General features: G+C 68.8%; 19 protein-coding genes. 14 read left to right on the top strand and 5 right to left on the bottom strand.

Annotated elements, in window-relative coordinates; translation table 11 throughout:
• Window positions 1-307: 307 nt before the first annotated feature.
• On the bottom strand, window positions 308-1,132 hold the full coding sequence (locus AC37TH_RS03160) for a hypothetical protein (protein WP_490762904.1): 825 nt from the start codon (window positions 1,130-1,132) through the stop codon (window positions 308-310).
• Window positions 1,133-1,276: 144 nt separating this feature from the next.
• Window positions 1,277-1,648: a DoxX family protein gene (locus AC37TH_RS03155; RefSeq protein WP_490762903.1), complete on the bottom strand. Its 372-nt coding sequence runs from the start codon at window positions 1,646-1,648 to the stop codon at window positions 1,277-1,279.
• Window positions 1,649-1,767: 119 nt separating this feature from the next.
• Between AC37TH_RS03155 and AC37TH_RS03150 the strand changes: the two genes are divergently transcribed.
• From AC37TH_RS03150 to AC37TH_RS03115, 8 genes are all read left to right on the top strand, one after another.
• Window positions 1,768-2,175, top strand: a complete 408-nt coding sequence (locus tag AC37TH_RS03150) for a winged helix-turn-helix transcriptional regulator (protein WP_490762902.1) — start codon at window positions 1,768-1,770, stop codon at window positions 2,173-2,175.
• Window positions 2,176-2,366: 191 nt separating this feature from the next.
• Window positions 2,367-3,482 carry an ABC transporter substrate-binding protein gene (locus AC37TH_RS03145; protein WP_490762901.1) on the top strand — a complete coding sequence of 372 codons (1,116 nt, stop codon included), beginning with the start codon at window positions 2,367-2,369 and terminating at the stop codon, window positions 3,480-3,482.
• A gap of 7 nt (window positions 3,483-3,489) precedes the next feature.
• Entirely contained in the window at window positions 3,490-4,299 is an 810-nt protein-coding gene (locus AC37TH_RS03140) for an ABC transporter ATP-binding protein (protein WP_490762900.1), read from the top strand.
• Entirely contained in the window at window positions 4,292-5,146 is an 855-nt protein-coding gene (locus tag AC37TH_RS03135) for an ABC transporter permease (RefSeq protein WP_490762899.1), read from the top strand. Before AC37TH_RS03140 ends, AC37TH_RS03135 begins: the two co-directional genes overlap by 8 nt.
• A 60-nt stretch (window positions 5,147-5,206) precedes the next feature.
• Complete coding sequence (locus AC37TH_RS03130) at window positions 5,207-6,565, top strand: NtaA/DmoA family FMN-dependent monooxygenase (protein ID WP_490762898.1); 1,359 nt, start codon at window positions 5,207-5,209, stop codon at window positions 6,563-6,565.
• Between the two features lie 14 nt (window positions 6,566-6,579).
• Window positions 6,580-7,476: a ribokinase gene (locus tag AC37TH_RS03125; protein ID WP_490762897.1), complete on the top strand. Its 897-nt coding sequence runs from the start codon at window positions 6,580-6,582 to the stop codon at window positions 7,474-7,476.
• Window positions 7,477-7,582: 106 nt separating this feature from the next.
• Window positions 7,583-7,942, top strand: a complete 360-nt coding sequence (locus AC37TH_RS03120) for a hypothetical protein (RefSeq protein WP_490762896.1) — start codon at window positions 7,583-7,585, stop codon at window positions 7,940-7,942.
• A gap of 363 nt (window positions 7,943-8,305) precedes the next feature.
• The gene (locus tag AC37TH_RS03115) at window positions 8,306-8,581 is read left to right on the top strand and encodes a hypothetical protein (protein ID WP_490762895.1); all 276 of its coding nucleotides are present in this window, start codon (window positions 8,306-8,308) and stop codon (window positions 8,579-8,581) included.
• A gap of 12 nt (window positions 8,582-8,593) precedes the next feature.
• Here the strand turns inward: AC37TH_RS03115 and AC37TH_RS03110 are convergent, their stop codons facing one another.
• Entirely contained in the window at window positions 8,594-9,214 is a 621-nt protein-coding gene (locus AC37TH_RS03110) for a PadR family transcriptional regulator (protein WP_490762894.1), read from the bottom strand.
• A 123-nt stretch (window positions 9,215-9,337) separates the two neighbouring features.
• On the opposite strand from AC37TH_RS03110, the gene AC37TH_RS03105 reads away from it, so the two are divergent.
• Window positions 9,338-9,844, top strand: a complete 507-nt coding sequence (locus tag AC37TH_RS03105; protein WP_490762893.1) for a flavin reductase family protein — start codon at window positions 9,338-9,340, stop codon at window positions 9,842-9,844.
• 8 nt (window positions 9,845-9,852) lie between these two features.
• On the top strand, window positions 9,853-10,263 hold the full coding sequence (locus tag AC37TH_RS03100; RefSeq protein WP_490762892.1) for a riboflavin kinase: 411 nt from the start codon (window positions 9,853-9,855) through the stop codon (window positions 10,261-10,263).
• A gap of 85 nt (window positions 10,264-10,348) precedes the next feature.
• Here the strand turns inward: AC37TH_RS03100 and AC37TH_RS03095 are convergent, their stop codons facing one another.
• Together AC37TH_RS03095 and AC37TH_RS03090 are read right to left on the bottom strand one after the other, a co-directional pair.
• Window positions 10,349-11,044, bottom strand: coding sequence for an ABC transporter ATP-binding protein (locus tag AC37TH_RS03095; RefSeq protein WP_490762891.1), 696 nt, complete (start codon window positions 11,042-11,044; stop codon window positions 10,349-10,351).
• Window positions 11,041-12,114 (bottom strand): ABC transporter permease, encoded by a 1,074-nt coding sequence (locus tag AC37TH_RS03090; protein ID WP_490762890.1) that lies wholly within the window; start codon window positions 12,112-12,114, stop codon window positions 11,041-11,043. Before AC37TH_RS03090 ends, AC37TH_RS03095 begins: the two co-directional genes overlap by 4 nt.
• Window positions 12,115-12,263: 149 nt before the next feature.
• Here AC37TH_RS03090 and AC37TH_RS03085 point away from each other — a divergent pair, with 149 nt between their 5' ends.
• The 4 genes from AC37TH_RS03085 (at window position 12,264) to AC37TH_RS03070 (ending at window position 15,838) form a co-directional block, all read left to right on the top strand.
• Window positions 12,264-13,445, top strand: coding sequence for a sensor histidine kinase (locus tag AC37TH_RS03085; protein WP_490762889.1), 1,182 nt, complete (start codon window positions 12,264-12,266; stop codon window positions 13,443-13,445).
• Complete coding sequence (locus tag AC37TH_RS03080; RefSeq protein ID WP_490762888.1) at window positions 13,442-14,062, top strand: response regulator; 621 nt, start codon at window positions 13,442-13,444, stop codon at window positions 14,060-14,062. Before AC37TH_RS03085 ends, AC37TH_RS03080 begins: the two co-directional genes overlap by 4 nt.
• A 55-nt stretch (window positions 14,063-14,117) precedes the next feature.
• Window positions 14,118-14,849 (top strand): flavodoxin family protein, encoded by a 732-nt coding sequence (locus tag AC37TH_RS03075; protein ID WP_490762887.1) that lies wholly within the window; start codon window positions 14,118-14,120, stop codon window positions 14,847-14,849.
• Between the two features lie 134 nt (window positions 14,850-14,983).
• On the top strand, window positions 14,984-15,838 hold the full coding sequence (locus AC37TH_RS03070; protein ID WP_490762886.1) for a dienelactone hydrolase family protein: 855 nt from the start codon (window positions 14,984-14,986) through the stop codon (window positions 15,836-15,838).
• The last annotated feature ends 11 nt before the right edge of the window (window positions 15,839-15,849 follow it).

Genomic DNA, 15,849 nt, shown 5'->3' with positions numbered 1-15,849 from the left:
CCCAGCAGAGCTACCCCAAAGACATGCGCGGCACCCCCGTTCTGCTCCCGCAGCCGTCCAAGTCGGTGCAGGAACGAACTGATGCGGTGTCCTCCGCGAACGGCCTGAAACTCCGCGTCCCCTCGACCGGGCTGACCGTGCCGGTCGGAGCGTTGAACGAGGTCGATGGGGTCATCGACCCGCCGGGGTTCTCGTCTGCCTACCTCGTCCGGAACTTCGGGGCCACCCTGTCCACCCGCTCACAGCGGGACGGTGTTCGTCGTCATGCACTCCTGCCGAGGCGGAGCGGTCTGCCCGGGCAACTACCTCATCGACGTGGCCGCAGGCGCCGTCCGCCCTCACGCCCGGCGCCGACGTCTACGTCGGCGGGCTCCACTACCGCGTCACCGGATCGCAGAAGGTCTACAAACCCGACGTCCACGCCACGGCGGACATCTGGGCCAACGCGCCCGGTCGGCTCGTGCTCCTCACCTGCCTCCAGGTGCCCACACAGTCGGAGTCCACCGACAACATGGTCATCACGGCGCAACTCGGTTCGGGTGACCGACGGATCCACCGCCTCGATCAGCAGCGGCCAGTCCGCAGGTGCACCCGCGACGCGCCAGACCCGTACCTCCGAGCCGACGCCGGGCAGCTGCGGCTGCAACAGTCCGGCCGACCTCGCGGTCGGGCGGTGCCACTCGCCGCTGACCGTCTCGCCGTCCGCGGTGCGCACGGTGAGGGTGAACGTGTCGACGCGGCCGTCTTCGAGGGTCGAAACCGTGCGGTGCCCGACGGTGCCCATCCCGAGTTGGATGCGCCCGGCGGAATCGGCCCAGCGCTGACGAGCGATGGCGCGCAGGCGGCCGTCGGCGATGGCGCCGGCGTAGGCGAACCAGAGCGCGAGGAGGAGCCCGGCGACCATCACCGTGAACAGCAGCGAGAACCACCAGCCTGGCGTCTGCTGGGTCCAAAGCAGGACGATCCCTGCCGCCCCGACGATGGAGGCGACGAGCAGCAGCACTAGCAATGTCGTGACGGTCGCGGGGCGCATCCGGCCACGGAGGGGGAGCTCGGCGGGTGCCGCAGGCTCACCCCATCCGTCGAGAAGGCGGACCACCTGTCCTGTCGACGGTGCGGTCGGGTTCGCCATGCGGCAACGCTACCCGACGCGCGCTGCCGCGAAACGCCGTGGCCCGTTCGCGGTTCTCCCGTCATGGCCGAGGCCGGATAGAGTCTTTGATATCGGTGGGTTGCGTCTGGCGACAACGGCCGGCAACCCACCGCCTTCTTCGGCTCAGACGATCGCCGCAGCCGCCAGCCACACCGCCACGCCGGCGAGGACCAGCAGCCCGACGTTGATCCCGAGCTTGCTCGACTCCCCGCGGCGCACGTGCACGACGATCCCGCCGACCTGCACGAGCACCAGCCCGACGGCGGAGACGACGGTCAGCCACGGGGCGATGCCGGTCAGCGCGGGCAGGATGAGGCCCAGAGCGCCCAGGATCTCGACCAGGCCGATGAGTTTCACCGATGGCGATCCGAAGTCCTCGACGTAGGCCATGCCGGCGGCCTGCAGCTGCGCCTTCGGCCGCGCCACCTTGATGATCCCGGCGGCCAGGTAGACGAGGGCGAGCAGTCCGGCGACGATCCAGTACGCGACGATCACAGTGGTGTCTCTCTTTCGGGATGGCAATGGTTACGATGAGTAAGTAACCACATGATCAGTCATCGGGCGATCGCGTGCAAAAGGCACACCCGTGTGCGTGACGAACAGGAGGCGGCGGGGTGAGCGAATACGAAGACTCCTGCGGCGGCGGCCACGACGGAGGAAAAGCAGTCAGGGACGTCCTCGATCGGATCGGCGACAAGTGGTCTCTGCTGGTGATCGGCACGCTCAAAGACGGCCGGATGCGCTTCACCGAGTTGCAGCGCCACATCCCGGGCGTCTCCCAGCGGATGCTGACGCTCACCCTCCGCCAGTTGGAACGGGATGGCCTCATCTCGCGCACGGTTTACGCCGAGGTCCCGCCCCGCGTCGAATACGAGCTGACCGGGATGGGGTCCACTCTCATCGCGTCAGCCCTCGCTCTGGCCACCTGGGCCATCGAGCACTACCCGACCATCGAGGCGAGCCGTGCCGGCTATGACGCGCGAGCCAAGCGTGCCACGCAAGCCGCGCACGTCCCCGCCTAGCGGAGTCCCCCAACCAAACGAGTGGTCCCGAATTGCCGCGCGCGCACACGCCCCACGGCAATTCGGGACCACTGGTTTGTGCGCAGCGACGCATTCGTTATAAATCAAGCTTGTACAGTCAAGTTTGAATATGTTACGTTCGCCTAGCTAGTCCAATGACGGACTCGGCCAAGGAAGGAACCTGGATCCCCGTGACTATTCTTCTTGACAGGAGCGTGCGCCGCCGCGCCGCCGGCATCGCCGGGCTGCTCGCCGCCCTCCTCACCCTCAGCGCCTGTGCGCAGACCTCTGGCGCCGCCACGGAGCCCACCGGCGGCGGCAAGGGCGTCGTCGTCGACAAGGCGACCTGCGACCGCAACAAGGCCGCAGGCACCATCACCTACATCTCCGGCTACGGATACTCCGCCAGCGCCGGCCAGATGGATGTGTTCCTCGCGAAAGAGCTCGGCTACTTCGACGCCCTCTGCCTCGATGTCGAGATCAACGCATCCGGTGCCAATGGGCAGCAGCTCGTCGCCTCCGGGCAGGCGCAGTTCACAGCGCTCGGCTCGGCCTCCGACGTGATGCTCGCCGCAGCGAACAGCCACAACCTCACCGCCGTCGCCACCTACGGCGACACCTCGCCGTTCTCGATCTTCGCCAACGAGAAGGTCAAGAGTCTCAAGGATCTGGAGGGCAAGAAGCTCGGCTACTTCATCAACATGACGCCGATCGCCTCCGCCATGCTCGATAAGGCCGGGGTCGACGTGTCCAAGGTCGAACTGGTCAAGATGACCAACTACGACCCCACCGTCGTCACCCGCGGACAGGTCGACGCCATCGTCGGGTACGCCTCCAACCAGCCGGAGAAGCTGAAGTCGCTGGGGCTGCCGTTCAACCAGTTCGTGCCCGCCGACTACGACATCAAGGGCACATACAACGTGATGGAGGCCAACTCGACCTTCCTCAAAAAGAACCGCGCCGTCGTCTCCGACTTCATGCGCGCCGACCTCAAGGCCCTCAACTACTGTCTCGAGAACAGCGACAAGTGCGTCGACCTGATCAGCGAGCTGGCAGCCAAGAACAACCAGGGCTCCGCTTTCCCGAAGGACCAGCAGGCGCGCACCTGGGGCGTCGAGTCCGGCTGGGTGAAGAACAGCACCGTCGGAGCCCCCGGCGTGCAGACCGCCGCCGAGTGGCAGGCCGAGCACGAGCTGGTCAAGAAGTACGGCAACGTCAGCAGCATCCCGCCGCTCACGGACATGATGGACACGAAGCTCGTCGCCGACCTCTACAGCGGTGACACGCTCACCTGGCCGGGAAAGTAGGCCGGCCATGTCAACGACCACCCCCACCGCAACGCGCGCGGGCGTTCAGATCGCCGGAGTCTCGAAGAGCTTCGGCGCGGAGGGCGAGCGCACGCTGGTCCTCGACGACGTGTCCCTCTCCATCGGGATGGGCGAGTTCGTCTCGGTCATCGGCCCCAGTGGATGCGGAAAGTCGACGCTGCTCAAGGTCGTCGCCGGTCTCCTGGACGCCGACGAGGGCTCCGTCACGGTCGACGGCGAGACCGTCCTGTCGGCCACCAAGGACAAGCTGATCGGGCTCGTGCCCCAGTCGCCCGCGCTGCTGCCGTGGCGGACCGTGCTCGACAACGTCAAGCTGCCGACGCGGATCAACCGCAAGGCGAACACTGGACGCACGCTCCGCGACCCTGCCGAGCTCCTCACCTCGTTCGGGCTCGGCCACGCGATCGACAAGTTCCCGTCGCAGTTGTCCGGCGGAATGCAGCAGCGCGCCGCCATCGCCCGCACGTTCGTCTTCGACCCGAGTGTCCTGCTGATGGACGAGCCGTTCTCGGCGCTCGACGAGATGAACCGCGACCAGCAGCGGCTCGGCCTGCTCGAGTTCTGGCAGTCCAACCGCAAGGCCGTGCTGTTCGTCACCCACTCGGTGCCGGAGGCGATCATGCTGTCCGACCGGATCGTGGTGATGGCCGCGCATCCAGGCCGGGTGCACGAGGTGATCGACGTGAACCTGCCGAGGCCGAGGACGGCCGACGCATACGCGACGGACGAGTTCCGCGACCTCGAGGGGCGCGTGCGCTCGTCCCTCCAGAGTGTGATGGAGAAGAAGCATGTCTGAGTCCGGCACGATGGGCGCCTCCACGATGCCCGCCGCAGGGGTCGCCCGCAGCAATGGAGGCCCGGCCCGGCCCGGCCTACTCACGAAGGTGCGCTGGAAGCTGTGGGTGCCGACCGTGATCACCTTCGTGATCGCGGCAGCGCTGTGGCAGCTCGTCGCCCTCGCGAACCCGTACGTCATCCCGACACTGGATGCGATCTGGGGCAGCCTGATCGGCGATGCGGGGATGTACTGGTCCAACCTGCTCGTCACCGCGCAAGAAGTGGTGATCGGCGCCGCCGCCGGCATCATCGCGGGCTTCCTGCTCGCGGTGGTGATGGCGGAGTTCCAGCTGATCGAGCGGGCCGTGATGCCCCTGGTGGTCGTGGTCATGGTGACCCCGATCGTCGCCATCGCCCCTGCGCTGGTCGTCGCGTTCGGCTTCGGCATGACGCCGAAGTACATCGTGACCGGCCTGGTCGTGTTCTTCCCGATGCTGGTCAACTCGCTCGCCGGACTCCGCGACGTGGATGTGCGCGCGCTCGACGTGATGCGCACGCTGCACGCCAGCAAGTGGGAGATCTTCCGCGACCTGCGCTTCCCCGGCAGCATGCCGTACTTCTTCGCAGGGCTCCGCATCGCCCTCCCGCTCGCGATCGTCGGTGCCGCGGTCGCCGAGTTCGTCGCGGCCGGTCAGCAGGCGGGCCTCGGCTCGCTGGTGACCATCTCCGCAGCGCAGGCGAACCTGCCGGTCACCTGGGCCAGCATCGCCCTGCTGTGCGTGATGGGCGTGGTGCTGGTGTCGGCCCTGGCGCTCGTCCGCAAGAAGGTCCTGTGGTGGAGCGACGGTGAGATCGTCGGTCGCTGACCGGCTCTCGCGCGCATCCACCTGTCGTATCCGTAATCCCGTTGTGAAAGGTAACACCCCATGAAACAGCTCCGCTTCGGCCTGTTCGAGAACGCGCAGACCAACGACTCCGGCACCGCCACCTGGCGATACCCGGAGAACCAGCGCCACCTCTTCGACACGCTCGGATACTGGCGCGAGATCTCGGCGATCTGCGAGGACGCGAAGCTCGACTTCATGTTCCTGGCGGACGCGTGGGGCTGGGCGGACGTCAACGGCAGCCGTCCGGACATCTGCTCCGTCGAGGGGCTGGACCTTCCGCGACTCGACCCGGCGATCGTCGCGGCGGCCGTCCTCCCGCAGACCGAGAACCTCGGCCTCGTGCTGACCGGCTCCACCCTGCTGGAGCAGCCGTACTCGTTCGCCCGCCGCATGGCGAGCCTCGACCACCTCTCCGGAGGCCGCGTCGGCTGGAACGTCGTCACCACCGGAACCGCCGAGACGGCCGTCGAAGCGTTCGGCGTGCCGATGGTCCCGCACGACGAGCGCTACCGGATGGCCGACGACTTCATGGAGGTCGTCTACAAGCTGTGGGAGGGCGCCTGGGAGCCCGGCGCCCTGGAGAAGGACAAGCTGGGACGCTACGCCGACCCGGCCAAGGTGCACCGCATCTCGCACGACGGCCCGTACTTCCGGTCGCACGGCTACGGCAACACGTCGTACTCGCCGCAGGGCACGCCCGTGCTGTTCCAGGCGGGCACGTCGCCGGCCGGACGCCAGTTCGGCGGACGCCACGGCGAGTGCATCTTCCTCGGCGGCGGCACGGTCGAGAAGCTCGCAGAGAATGTGCGGCTGATCCGAGCGGAGGCGGTCGCGAACGGCCGTGCGCCCGACTCGATCAAACTGATGTCCGCGTTCGCGTGCGTCATCGGCGCGACCACCGACGAGGCGCACCGCAAGTACCAGGAGATCCTCGACTCGCAGCGTCCCGAGGTGGCGGTCGCGTCGTACGCCTGGTTCACTGGCCTCGACCTCTCGTCCTACGACCCGTCGACCCCGATGACCGACCTGCACACCGAGCTGTCGCAGACCCAGGTCTCGCGGTTCGCCGGCCTCACCGTCGGCGACGTGCTGAAGGACTGGCACGAGCACGGCGTTGGGGTGAAACCGTACGTCGGAACGGCCGAGGAGATCGCCGACCAGCTCTGCGCGCTCGCCGACGGCGCCGATCTCGACGGCTTCCTCCTCACCCCCGTGGTGCAGCCGGGCTCGACCATCGACTTCGTCGAGCAGGTCCTCCCGATCCTGCGCCGCCGCGGCGTCGCGGCCTCCGAGTACACCGCTCCGACCCTCCGCGAACGCCTCCTCGGCGGCGACGCGGCGACCCTCCCGTCCGACCACCCCGGCGCCGGTTTCCGCACCCTCGCCCCGGTCGGCTGACCGAGGCCGTCGGCATGGGTGTCGTGTGCGTCGTCGGCAGCGCCAATGTCGACAGGATGGTGCGGGTCGACCGCTACCCCGAGCTCGGTGAGACCGTGCTCGGGGAGGCGATCGGCCTGCATCCAGGCGGTAAAGGCTTCAACCAGGCCGTCGCCGCCCAGCGCTCCGGAGCAGTCACGCGGTTCTGCGGCCAGGTCGGCGACGATGGCGACGGTGCGTTCCTGCTGGATGCGCTGCATCGCGCAGGACTCGACGGCGGCGGCCTGCTGGTGTCACGCTCGCAGCCGACCGGATCGGCGCACGTCGCCGTGCTGCCAGGCTCTGGAAACAGCATCGTCGTCGCGCAGGGCGCCAACGGGACGCTGAGCCCGGAGGCCGCGACCGCGGCCGTCGACGCTGCGGCCGCCACGGTCGCCGGGGTGGACGTGGTGCTGGTGCAGCTCGAGATCCCCGCCGACGCGGCAGAGGCGGCGCTCGCCGCCGGGCGCCGGGCCGGTGCGCTGACGATCCTCAACGCGGCGCCGACCGAGGGGATGACTGCCGGGCTGCTGGGCGTCGCCGACATCGTGGTGGTCAACGAGACCGAGGCCGCCGCGCTCGGCGGAGCAGAACGCATCCTGAGTGCGGGCCCTGCTGCGGTGATCGTTACACTCGGCAGTCGCGGCGCGGTCTGGCTGCACCGCACGGACGGCACGCTCGACGTGGACGCGTTCCTGGTGGACGCGGTCGACACGACAGGATCGGGCGACGCGTTCTGCGGGGCGCTGGCTGCTGCGCTCAGCTCCGGCTCGGACATCCTGTCGGCGATGCTCCGCGCCTCCGCCGCCGGGGCGATCGTCGCGACGGCGCTCGGCGCTCAGACCGAACTGCTGTCACCGGATGCGATCGACCGGCTGGTGAGCGCCCGCTGAGGCTGCCCTATAACGAGTTTCAGGATTTCACGCAGAGTGGCGTCACGGATGGCTGACGGCGGGGTCTCACACCCTGTCAGTTCTTTCAGCTTTCCGGGGGATTCCTTTGCGGTTCGTCACCATTCCTGTCGCCATGCTCGCGGCACTCATCGTCGTCTTCGCCCCGTTGTCCGCGGCCGCCGCGCAGCCCTCCGCTGCCGCCGTGCATCCTGCAGCGGCAAACATCGCGAGGTGTCCGTCCGATCTTCTGATGCTCATCGTGGGCTGTGTAGCAACGCTTGCGGGCGTCGCCGCCGTGGTCTTTCGTGACGCAGTCGCGAAACGCAATCGGGAGAACATCGAGGCGAAGTTCGGGCCGAACTATCCTGCCGTAAAGCGGTCCTCGCCCGCGATGATGGCGTGGCTGGGCTGTCTACTTGCGTTTCTCGGATTGTTTCTCGTCGCGAAGTCAATATTCGGTTGGTAGGTGCAAACGCGGGGTCCGGCGGCGACGCTGTTGCATTCGGTCCGGCAATGATCGGGGTCGGTCCGGCGATCAGAGGCGGCGCGCGGGGACGCTCGATCACGCACCTCGCGTCGTATGCGGACTGGGGCGACCAGGACTTCGAAACAACCGGGTGGTCGTCGCCGGTCGGCTATACCGGTCCGCCGAGCGGAGATTCACTACGTGCGGAACACAATTACCGAGTGGTAGAGGTGGCGTCACTTGAGTTGCAACTTGGAGGAGCGCCTGACCTGAGCGAGATCCCCGGGGATCGACTGATCCGGAACTGGGGACTGCCCGCAGCCTCGAACAAGCCGCACTGGCCTGACTCAGTAGGCTGACGACGTGTCCGAACAATTTCCCATCGAATCGCGAACCCCGAGTGCCGCCCGACCCCGGATCGGGTTCGCCGTCGCGTCGATCGTTTTGGGCATCGCCTCGCTGCTGCTCGTGTGGGTCTTCGTGCTGGGGCTCCTCTTGGCGATCACGGCCGTCATCTTCGGGATTCTGGGCATTCGGCAATCGCGAGGACTGGCCGTCGCCGGGCTCGCAACCGGCGGGCTCTCCCTGGTCGTCGGGCTCGCTGTGCTCGTCTCCGTGCTGATCGCGTCAGCCCCGTAAGCGCTACACGCCCTATTCGGCGTCGGACGACACCTCGGCCGCAGCATCTACGGCAGCATCCACTGCCGCCTCCCCCGCGAACACGTACTCCCCGGCGATGAGGCGCTCGCGCAGGTCGCGCGCCCACTGCTGCTCGCCGCGCAACCGGATCGTGGACAGCTCGAAGATCTCGCGCACGTAGCGCGGAGTGGTGGACGAGCGGGCCGTGTCTTCGATGTTGTACGCGTTGGTGAGCGCGATGGCGTCGATCTTGGTGATGCGGTGATCGAGCGCCTCGATCACCTCTTGGCGGCTGAGGACGTGCATGAACGACGCGATCACCATCACCGGTTTCGTGTCGAACACTTCGACGTTCCAGAGGGCGCTGCGGAACATCCGGAGGAATTCGACCTCGCCTTCCGGGGTGATCCGGTAGGTGGTGCGGGCCGGGCGTTTGCCGTCGGACTCCGTTCCGCTCTCCTGCACGTAGCCGTCGTTTTCGAGGGAGCGCAGCGCGTTGTAGATGGAGCCGGGTTGCACGTTGGCCCATTCGTCGACGTGCCAGGTCATCAGTTCTCGGCGGAGGAAGTATCCGTGCACCGGCTGGAACTGGTGGACGGCTCCGAGGACGACGAGCCGGGTGGTGGACGACATGGTCCACAGCCTAAAGCACCGTCTGCGGTCCACGCCTTGTTTGCATGATCAAATCTGCATAGAATTTCCGGATATAGACAAAGTTGACTAATCGGGTCAACGACGACCAAAAGGATCAGCGATATGTCCAGCCAGCAGAACCTGCAGGATGCACCGCCCACCGTCGCGCTGCGGCGCGCGTTCTCCGTCTTCCCGACCGGCGTCGTCGCGATCGGGGCGGTCATCGACGACCGCCCGGTCGGGATGGCCGTGAACTCCTTCACCTCCATCTCGCTCGAACCGGCGCTCGTCGCCGTCAGCGTCGCCCGCACCTCCAGCACCTGGCCGGTCCTCGCCACCAGCAGCAGGCTCGGGATGAGCGTGCTCGGCTCGCATCACGAGGTGCTCTGCCGCCAACTCTCGGCGCGCATCCCGGATCGTTTCGAGGGCGCGGAATGGCATGAGGGCGAGAGCGGCGCCGTGCTCATCGACGGCGCGGCGCTCTGGCTGGAGTGCGAGGTGCGGGCGTCGTTCGACGGCGGCGACCACGAGATCATCCTGCTGGAGGTCGTGAACGCGGAGGCGTTCCCTGAGGTGGCGCCGCTGGTGTTCCACCAGAGCAGGTACCGCGACCTGCCGGCCCAGGTCTGAGCATCCGGATGCGGTTCGGCGGGCTCGTCGTCGCCGGGGACGGCCGGGGCAGGCACCTGGGCTTCCCGACGGCGAACATCGCGAGGGCACGGGACGGGGTCCTCCCGCCGGACGGCGTGTACGCCTGCCTCGTGCGGTTCCCGCCTTCCACCGTCGCGCACGGCGCGACCGTGAGCATCGGCGACAACCCGACGTTCGGCGACGTGGCCGAGACGCGGGCCGAGGCGTACATCCACGACCTCGACGCCGACCTCTACGGCCGCCGGATCGAGGTGGAAGTCGTGCAGCGCCTGCGCGACATGGAGCGCTTCGACGACCTCGACTCCCTGATCAGCGGCACGGCGGACGACGTGCTCCGCTCGCGAGCGGTGCTCGCTGGGCTCGCGGTGCTCGCCCACCCCGCGACCGGCGTCGCGTAACGCGCGAATCACGAACGAGTGGTCCCGAATTGCCGTGCGGGATGCGCCGGCACGGCAATTCGGGACCACTCGTTGGCGTCGCGGGCTAGGCGGCCGCCGCCACCGACTCCACCACGCGCCCGTCCACCACGGTGATCAGCTCGTCCAGGGCCGCGCTGTGGCCGAGGTCGTGCGTGACCAGCAGCGTCGCGGTGTCCCGCTCCCGGCTGAGGCGCGCGATCAGGTCCATGATCGCCGCCCCGCGCTCCTGGTCGAGGGCGCTCGTCGGCTCGTCCACCAGCAGCACGCGCGGGTCGCGCACCAGCGCGCGGGCGATGGCGACGCGCTGCCGCTGACCGCCGGAGAGCTGCGCGGGCCGCCGGTCGGCCTGGTCGATCAGCCCGACGGCGTCGAGGAGTTCGTCCACCCGGGCGCGCACCGAGCGGCGCAGGCCGCGCGAGCGCGGGTCGCCGAGCTCGCCCATCACCTGCAGCTGCTCGCGGGCGGTCAGGGACGGCAGCAGGTTCGACTGCTGGAACACGATGCCGATGCTGTTGCGGCGGAGAGCCGTCGCCTCCGTGCGGGACAGCCCGGCCGCATCCACGTCGTCGATGAGCACGCGGCCGGAGTCCGGGCGGATGAGCGTGCCGGCGATGGCCAGGATGCTCGACTTGCCTGAACCGGACGGGCCGGTGATCCCGGTGACGCGACCGGCCTGGCCGGTGATGCTGACCGCATCCACCGCTGTCACGCGGGAGGCGCCGTCAGGGAAGGTGAGGGTGACGTTGTCGAGGGTGATCATCTGTTGCTCCCGAGGGCTGTGAGGGGGTCCGCCGACGTGACGGTCCGGAGGGCGACCGCTGCACCGGCCAGGCCGAGCACCGCCATGGCGGCGGCGGGCACGATGGTCGTGAGCGGGCTGATCAGGAAGGGCAGCGCTCCGCCGGCGAGGGCGCCGAGGCCGACGACGACGGCGAGACCGATACCGATGCCGATGACGAGCACCACCAGGGCTTGCCCGAGGGCGTCGAGCACGAGCGATTTCGTCGTCGCGCCGAGCGCCTTCAGCACGGCGATGTCGCCGGAGCGCTGCATGGTCCAGACGGTGAAGAAGGCTCCGACGACGAGCGCCGAGATCCCGAACAGCATGACGACCATGAGGGCGAGCGAGCCGATCTCCGACTTGAAGGTCTCCAGCGCGGTGAGGCTCGACAGCGGTGCGAGCGCCGCCGTGCCCGTCTTCGCAGCGACCGCATCCCAGTCGGGATCGCCGGTGACGGCCAGCACCACGGCCGAGCCGTTCCCGCCGAGCCGCTTGTCCGCGGCTGTCGCGGCAGCCGGTGTCATGGCGATGACGGGGCTGTGGCTGTACCAGACGTCGCCGCCGACCGAGGCGACCCGGTAGGCGGTCCCCGCGATGGTCACGCTGTCGCCGGCCTTCGCGCCCAGGTTCTTCGCCGCACCGGCCGACAGCCCGATCTCGTCGTCCGACGACGGCACCATGCGGCTGATCTGCGAGTCCGCACCGGCGGGCATCCCGAACAGTGCGGCGCCGGACGTCGTGCCGTCGAACTGGGCGCGGGCCTGCTGGATGCCGACGGGAAGCGCCTCCTTCACCCCCGGCGCGTTCTGCCAGGCGCTCACCGTCTCCGGCGACAGCTCCGATTCGGAGAAGCTGGCCGAGGAGCCCTTCTCCTGCTGCAGCACGAGCCGGTTGCCTGGCAGGTCGAGCACCGCCGAGACGTTCTGGAACGCCAGACCGCCGGTCAGGCCGGCCAGAAAGCCGACGAGAATGGTGATGAGCGCGACGACGGCGCCGATCAGGATGAAGCGGCCACGCGCGAAGCGCAGGTCACGCCATGCGACGAACACGATGATTCCTTTCCGTTCCGGAGGAGTCTCCGGGCACTCATCCAGCCTCCTTTTCTCTGCGTCGCCGGTCATCGCCAAGGCTGTGGATGTTGCGCTCGAACTTTCGATGGATGCCCGGGAGGGCTCCGGGTCCGTACGCTGGAACGGACATGCCGCACAACACCCTCACCCCCGTCTTCGTCGGGCTGCGCACGGGCCTCCACCTGCTGGTGGTCGGCCTGCTGGCGCTCGTGCTGGTGCGGGTGTTCATCGTCGGGGGCCCGACGCTGCCGCTGTCGCTCCTGCTCACCGCGGCCTTTGCCGTCGTCTACGCGCTCGTCGGGTTCATGCGCTTCGTGCCGGAGCGACGCCGGGCGGCCGCCGGAGCGGTCTGGATCGCCGGGTTGTCCGTCATCTGGATCGGCCTGATCGTCCTGGTGCCGGAAGCCGCGTACCTCGTCTTCCCGATGTTCTTCCTCTACCTGCACGTGCTGCACGGTCTGCTCGGTCCCGCGGCGGTCGTCGCCGCGACCGGCGTGGCGATCGTGGCACTCGGAATGCACAGCGGCTTCACCATCGGTGGCGTGATCGGCCCCATCGTGGGCGCGGCCGTCGCCCTCCTGATCGGGCTCGGCTACCGGGCGCTCGCCCGCGAGGCCGTGGAGCGCGAAGCACTGCTCGCCGAACTCGTCGCCACCAGAGACCGCCTGGCCGAGAGCGAGCGCGAACAGGGGATGCTCGCCGAGCGTTCCCGGCTCGCCCGCGAGATCCACGACACGGTCGCCCAGGGCCTGTCGAGCATCCAACTGTTGCTGCACGCCGCCGAGCGCGCGGACGGCGACCGCCCGGGAGCCGAGTATGTGCGGCTCGCGCGCGAGACCGCCGCAGACGGGCTCGCCGACACCCGCCGGTTCATCCGGGAGCTGGCCCCGCCGTGGCTGGACGACGGTCTGGGCCAGGCGCTCGCCCGGCTGGGGGAGCAGCAGCAGGCCACAGACGGCGAGCTCCGGGTGGAGGTCGAGGCGTCCCAGACGGGGCATCTTCCGATGGCCGTGCAGACCGCTCTCCTGCGGATCGCGCAGGGCGCGCTGGCGAACGTGGTCCAGCACGCGAACGCGACGGTCGCGCGGATCGTGCTCGACGCGACGGACGGTCAGGTGACGCTCACCGTGTCGGACGACGGGGTCGGTTTCGCGCCGGAACTCGTCGGCGCGCGGGCGGCGGGCTCCGACTCGTTCGGGCTGAGGGCCATCGCGGAACGGGTGGAGCAACTCGGCGGCGACCTCGTGGTGGACAGTGCACCGGGCAGAGGGACCACACTGACGGTCACCATCCGGTTGGAGGAACAATGATCAGGGTCGTGATCGCCGACGACCATCCCGTCGTGCGCGCGGGCATCCGGGCGCTCCTGGACGCCGAAGACGACATCCAGGTGATCGGCGAGGCAGCGACACCGGATGAGGCGGTCGCCCTCGCAGAGTCGGCTGCGCCGGAGCTCGTGCTGATGGACCTGCAGTTCGCCGGAGGGTCGAGCGGCGCGGATGCGACCAGGCGCATCCGGGCGCTGGACGCCGCGCCGTACGTCCTCGTGCTCACCAACTACGACACCGACGGCGACATCCTCGGCGCTGTCGAGGCCGGCGCCAGCGGCTACCTGCTGAAGGACGCGCCGCCCGGAGACCTGATCGCGGCCATCCGGAGTGCTGCGGCGGGGGAGAGCGCGCTGGCCCCGGCTATCGCCGGACGGCTGATGGAACGTCTGCGGTCGCCGATGGTGAGCCTGTCCGCGCGCGAGATCGAGGTGCTCCAGCTGGTCGCGGACGGCGCGTCGAACGCCGAGATCGCGCGACGCCTCCATGTCACCGACGCCACGGTCAAGTCGCATCTGGTGCACGTCTTCTCCAAGCTCGGCGTCGCCTCGCGCACCGCGGCGGTGTCCACGGCGCGCTCCCTCGGCGTGCTGCGCTGAGCGTCCGCTGCGCGAGGGCTAGTCAGAACAGCGCACGGCGTCTACCGTCCGACACATGGATGCGATCCCCACCGACTTCTCGGCCCTCCGTGCCCTTTTCATCAACACCACGCTGACCCGGTCGCCGGAGGTCAGCCACACCCAGCGCCTGATCGACGTGAGTGCGGACATCATGGTCAAGCAGGGCGTGAGCGTCGACATGTTCCGCTCGGTGGACCACCCCATCGCGACCGGTGTATACCCGGACATGCGCGAGCACGGCTGGGCGGAGGACGCCTGGCCGGACCTGTTCCCGCGGGTCATGGATGCCGACATCCTGGTCGTCGCAGGACCGATCTGGCTGGGCGACAACAGCAGCGAGACCAAGAAGGTCATCGAACGCCTCTACGCCCTCTCGGGCGAACTGAACGAGCACGGCCAGTCGCTCTTCTATGGCAAGGCGGGTGGATGCCTGATCACCGGGAACGAGGACGGCATCAAGCACTGCGCCTCCAACATCCTCTACAGCCTCCAGCACATCGGGTACAGCATCCCGCCCGCGGCCGACGCCGGCTGGATCGGCGAGGCGGGCCCTGGCCCCAGCTACGGCGACGAGCTCGAGGACGGCACGCGCGTCGGCTACGACAACGACTTCACCAACCGCAACACCACCTTCGCCGCCTGGAACCTGATGCACCTCGCCTCGATGCTGAAGGCGGCGGGCGGGTTCCCCGCCTACGGCAACCAGCGCGGGGAGTGGGACGCGGGCGCGCGGACCGCGTTCGAGAACCCGGAGTACCGGTCGTAGTCCACAGGGTCGTCCGGAACGCCGCCACAGCGAGGGCGTGAGCAGCCCGTAGACGCGGGCCCCGCCGGCCTGCTATCGTCCTCAACGTCCCGTGACACGCCTGAGGAGGTGACACCCATGAACGCAGTTCACAGATGGTGCTCCCCCTCCGCCTCACGGTAGGGCGACCGACGCAGGTGTCGCCGGGAGCGCCGAAGACGGCTCTCTCGAAAGGCACCACCATGCACTTCATTTCTGACACCTTCTCCTCGTCCTCCTCCGCTCCCGGTGCGGTCGTCGAGCGCGAGTTCATCCTGGATGCGGTCCCCGGCGTGCTCTGGACGCCCGCCTCCCTCACCGGCCCGGCGCCGCTCGTGCTGATGGGGCACGGCGGCGGCCTGCACAAGAAGGCGGAGGGCCTGGTCGCGCGCGCCGTGCACCTGGCCGAGACCTACGGGTTCATCGTCGCGAGCATCGACGCGCCCGGCCACGGCGACCGGCCGCGGTCGGCAGAGGACCAGCGATGGGTCACGGCGATGTTGCAGGCGCGGGATGCCGGCGAGTCGATCGCGCCGATCGTCGCCGAGTTCAACGCCTCGCTGGTCGAGCGCGCCGTGCCAGAGTGGCAGGCGGCATTGGATGCGCTGCAGACCCTCCCCGAGATCGGCGTCGGCGGGCCGGTCGGTTTCGGCGGGATGACGCTCGCGTCCGCCATCGGCATCACGCTGACGGCCGTCGATCCCCGGATCGCCGCCGGAGTGTTCGGGGGCGTGCTCGTCTATCCGGCGCTGATGGCGGCGGCGCAGCAGGTCACGGTCCCCGTGCACTTCCTGCTGCCGCTGGACGACGCCGAGATCGACCGCGCCTCCGGGTTCGCCCTGTTCGACGCTTTCGGGTCGCAGGACAAGTCGCTGCAGACGACGCCGGGCGGCCACCACGAGGTGCCGTGGCACGTGGTGGAGGACACGGAACGCTTCTACGCGCGGCAGTTCACGAACGACGCCGGTTAACGAACGATGCG

The organism is Leifsonia sp. McL0627 (genome assembly GCF_058244615.1).
This window is presented reverse-complemented; position numbering and strand designations above follow the sequence as displayed.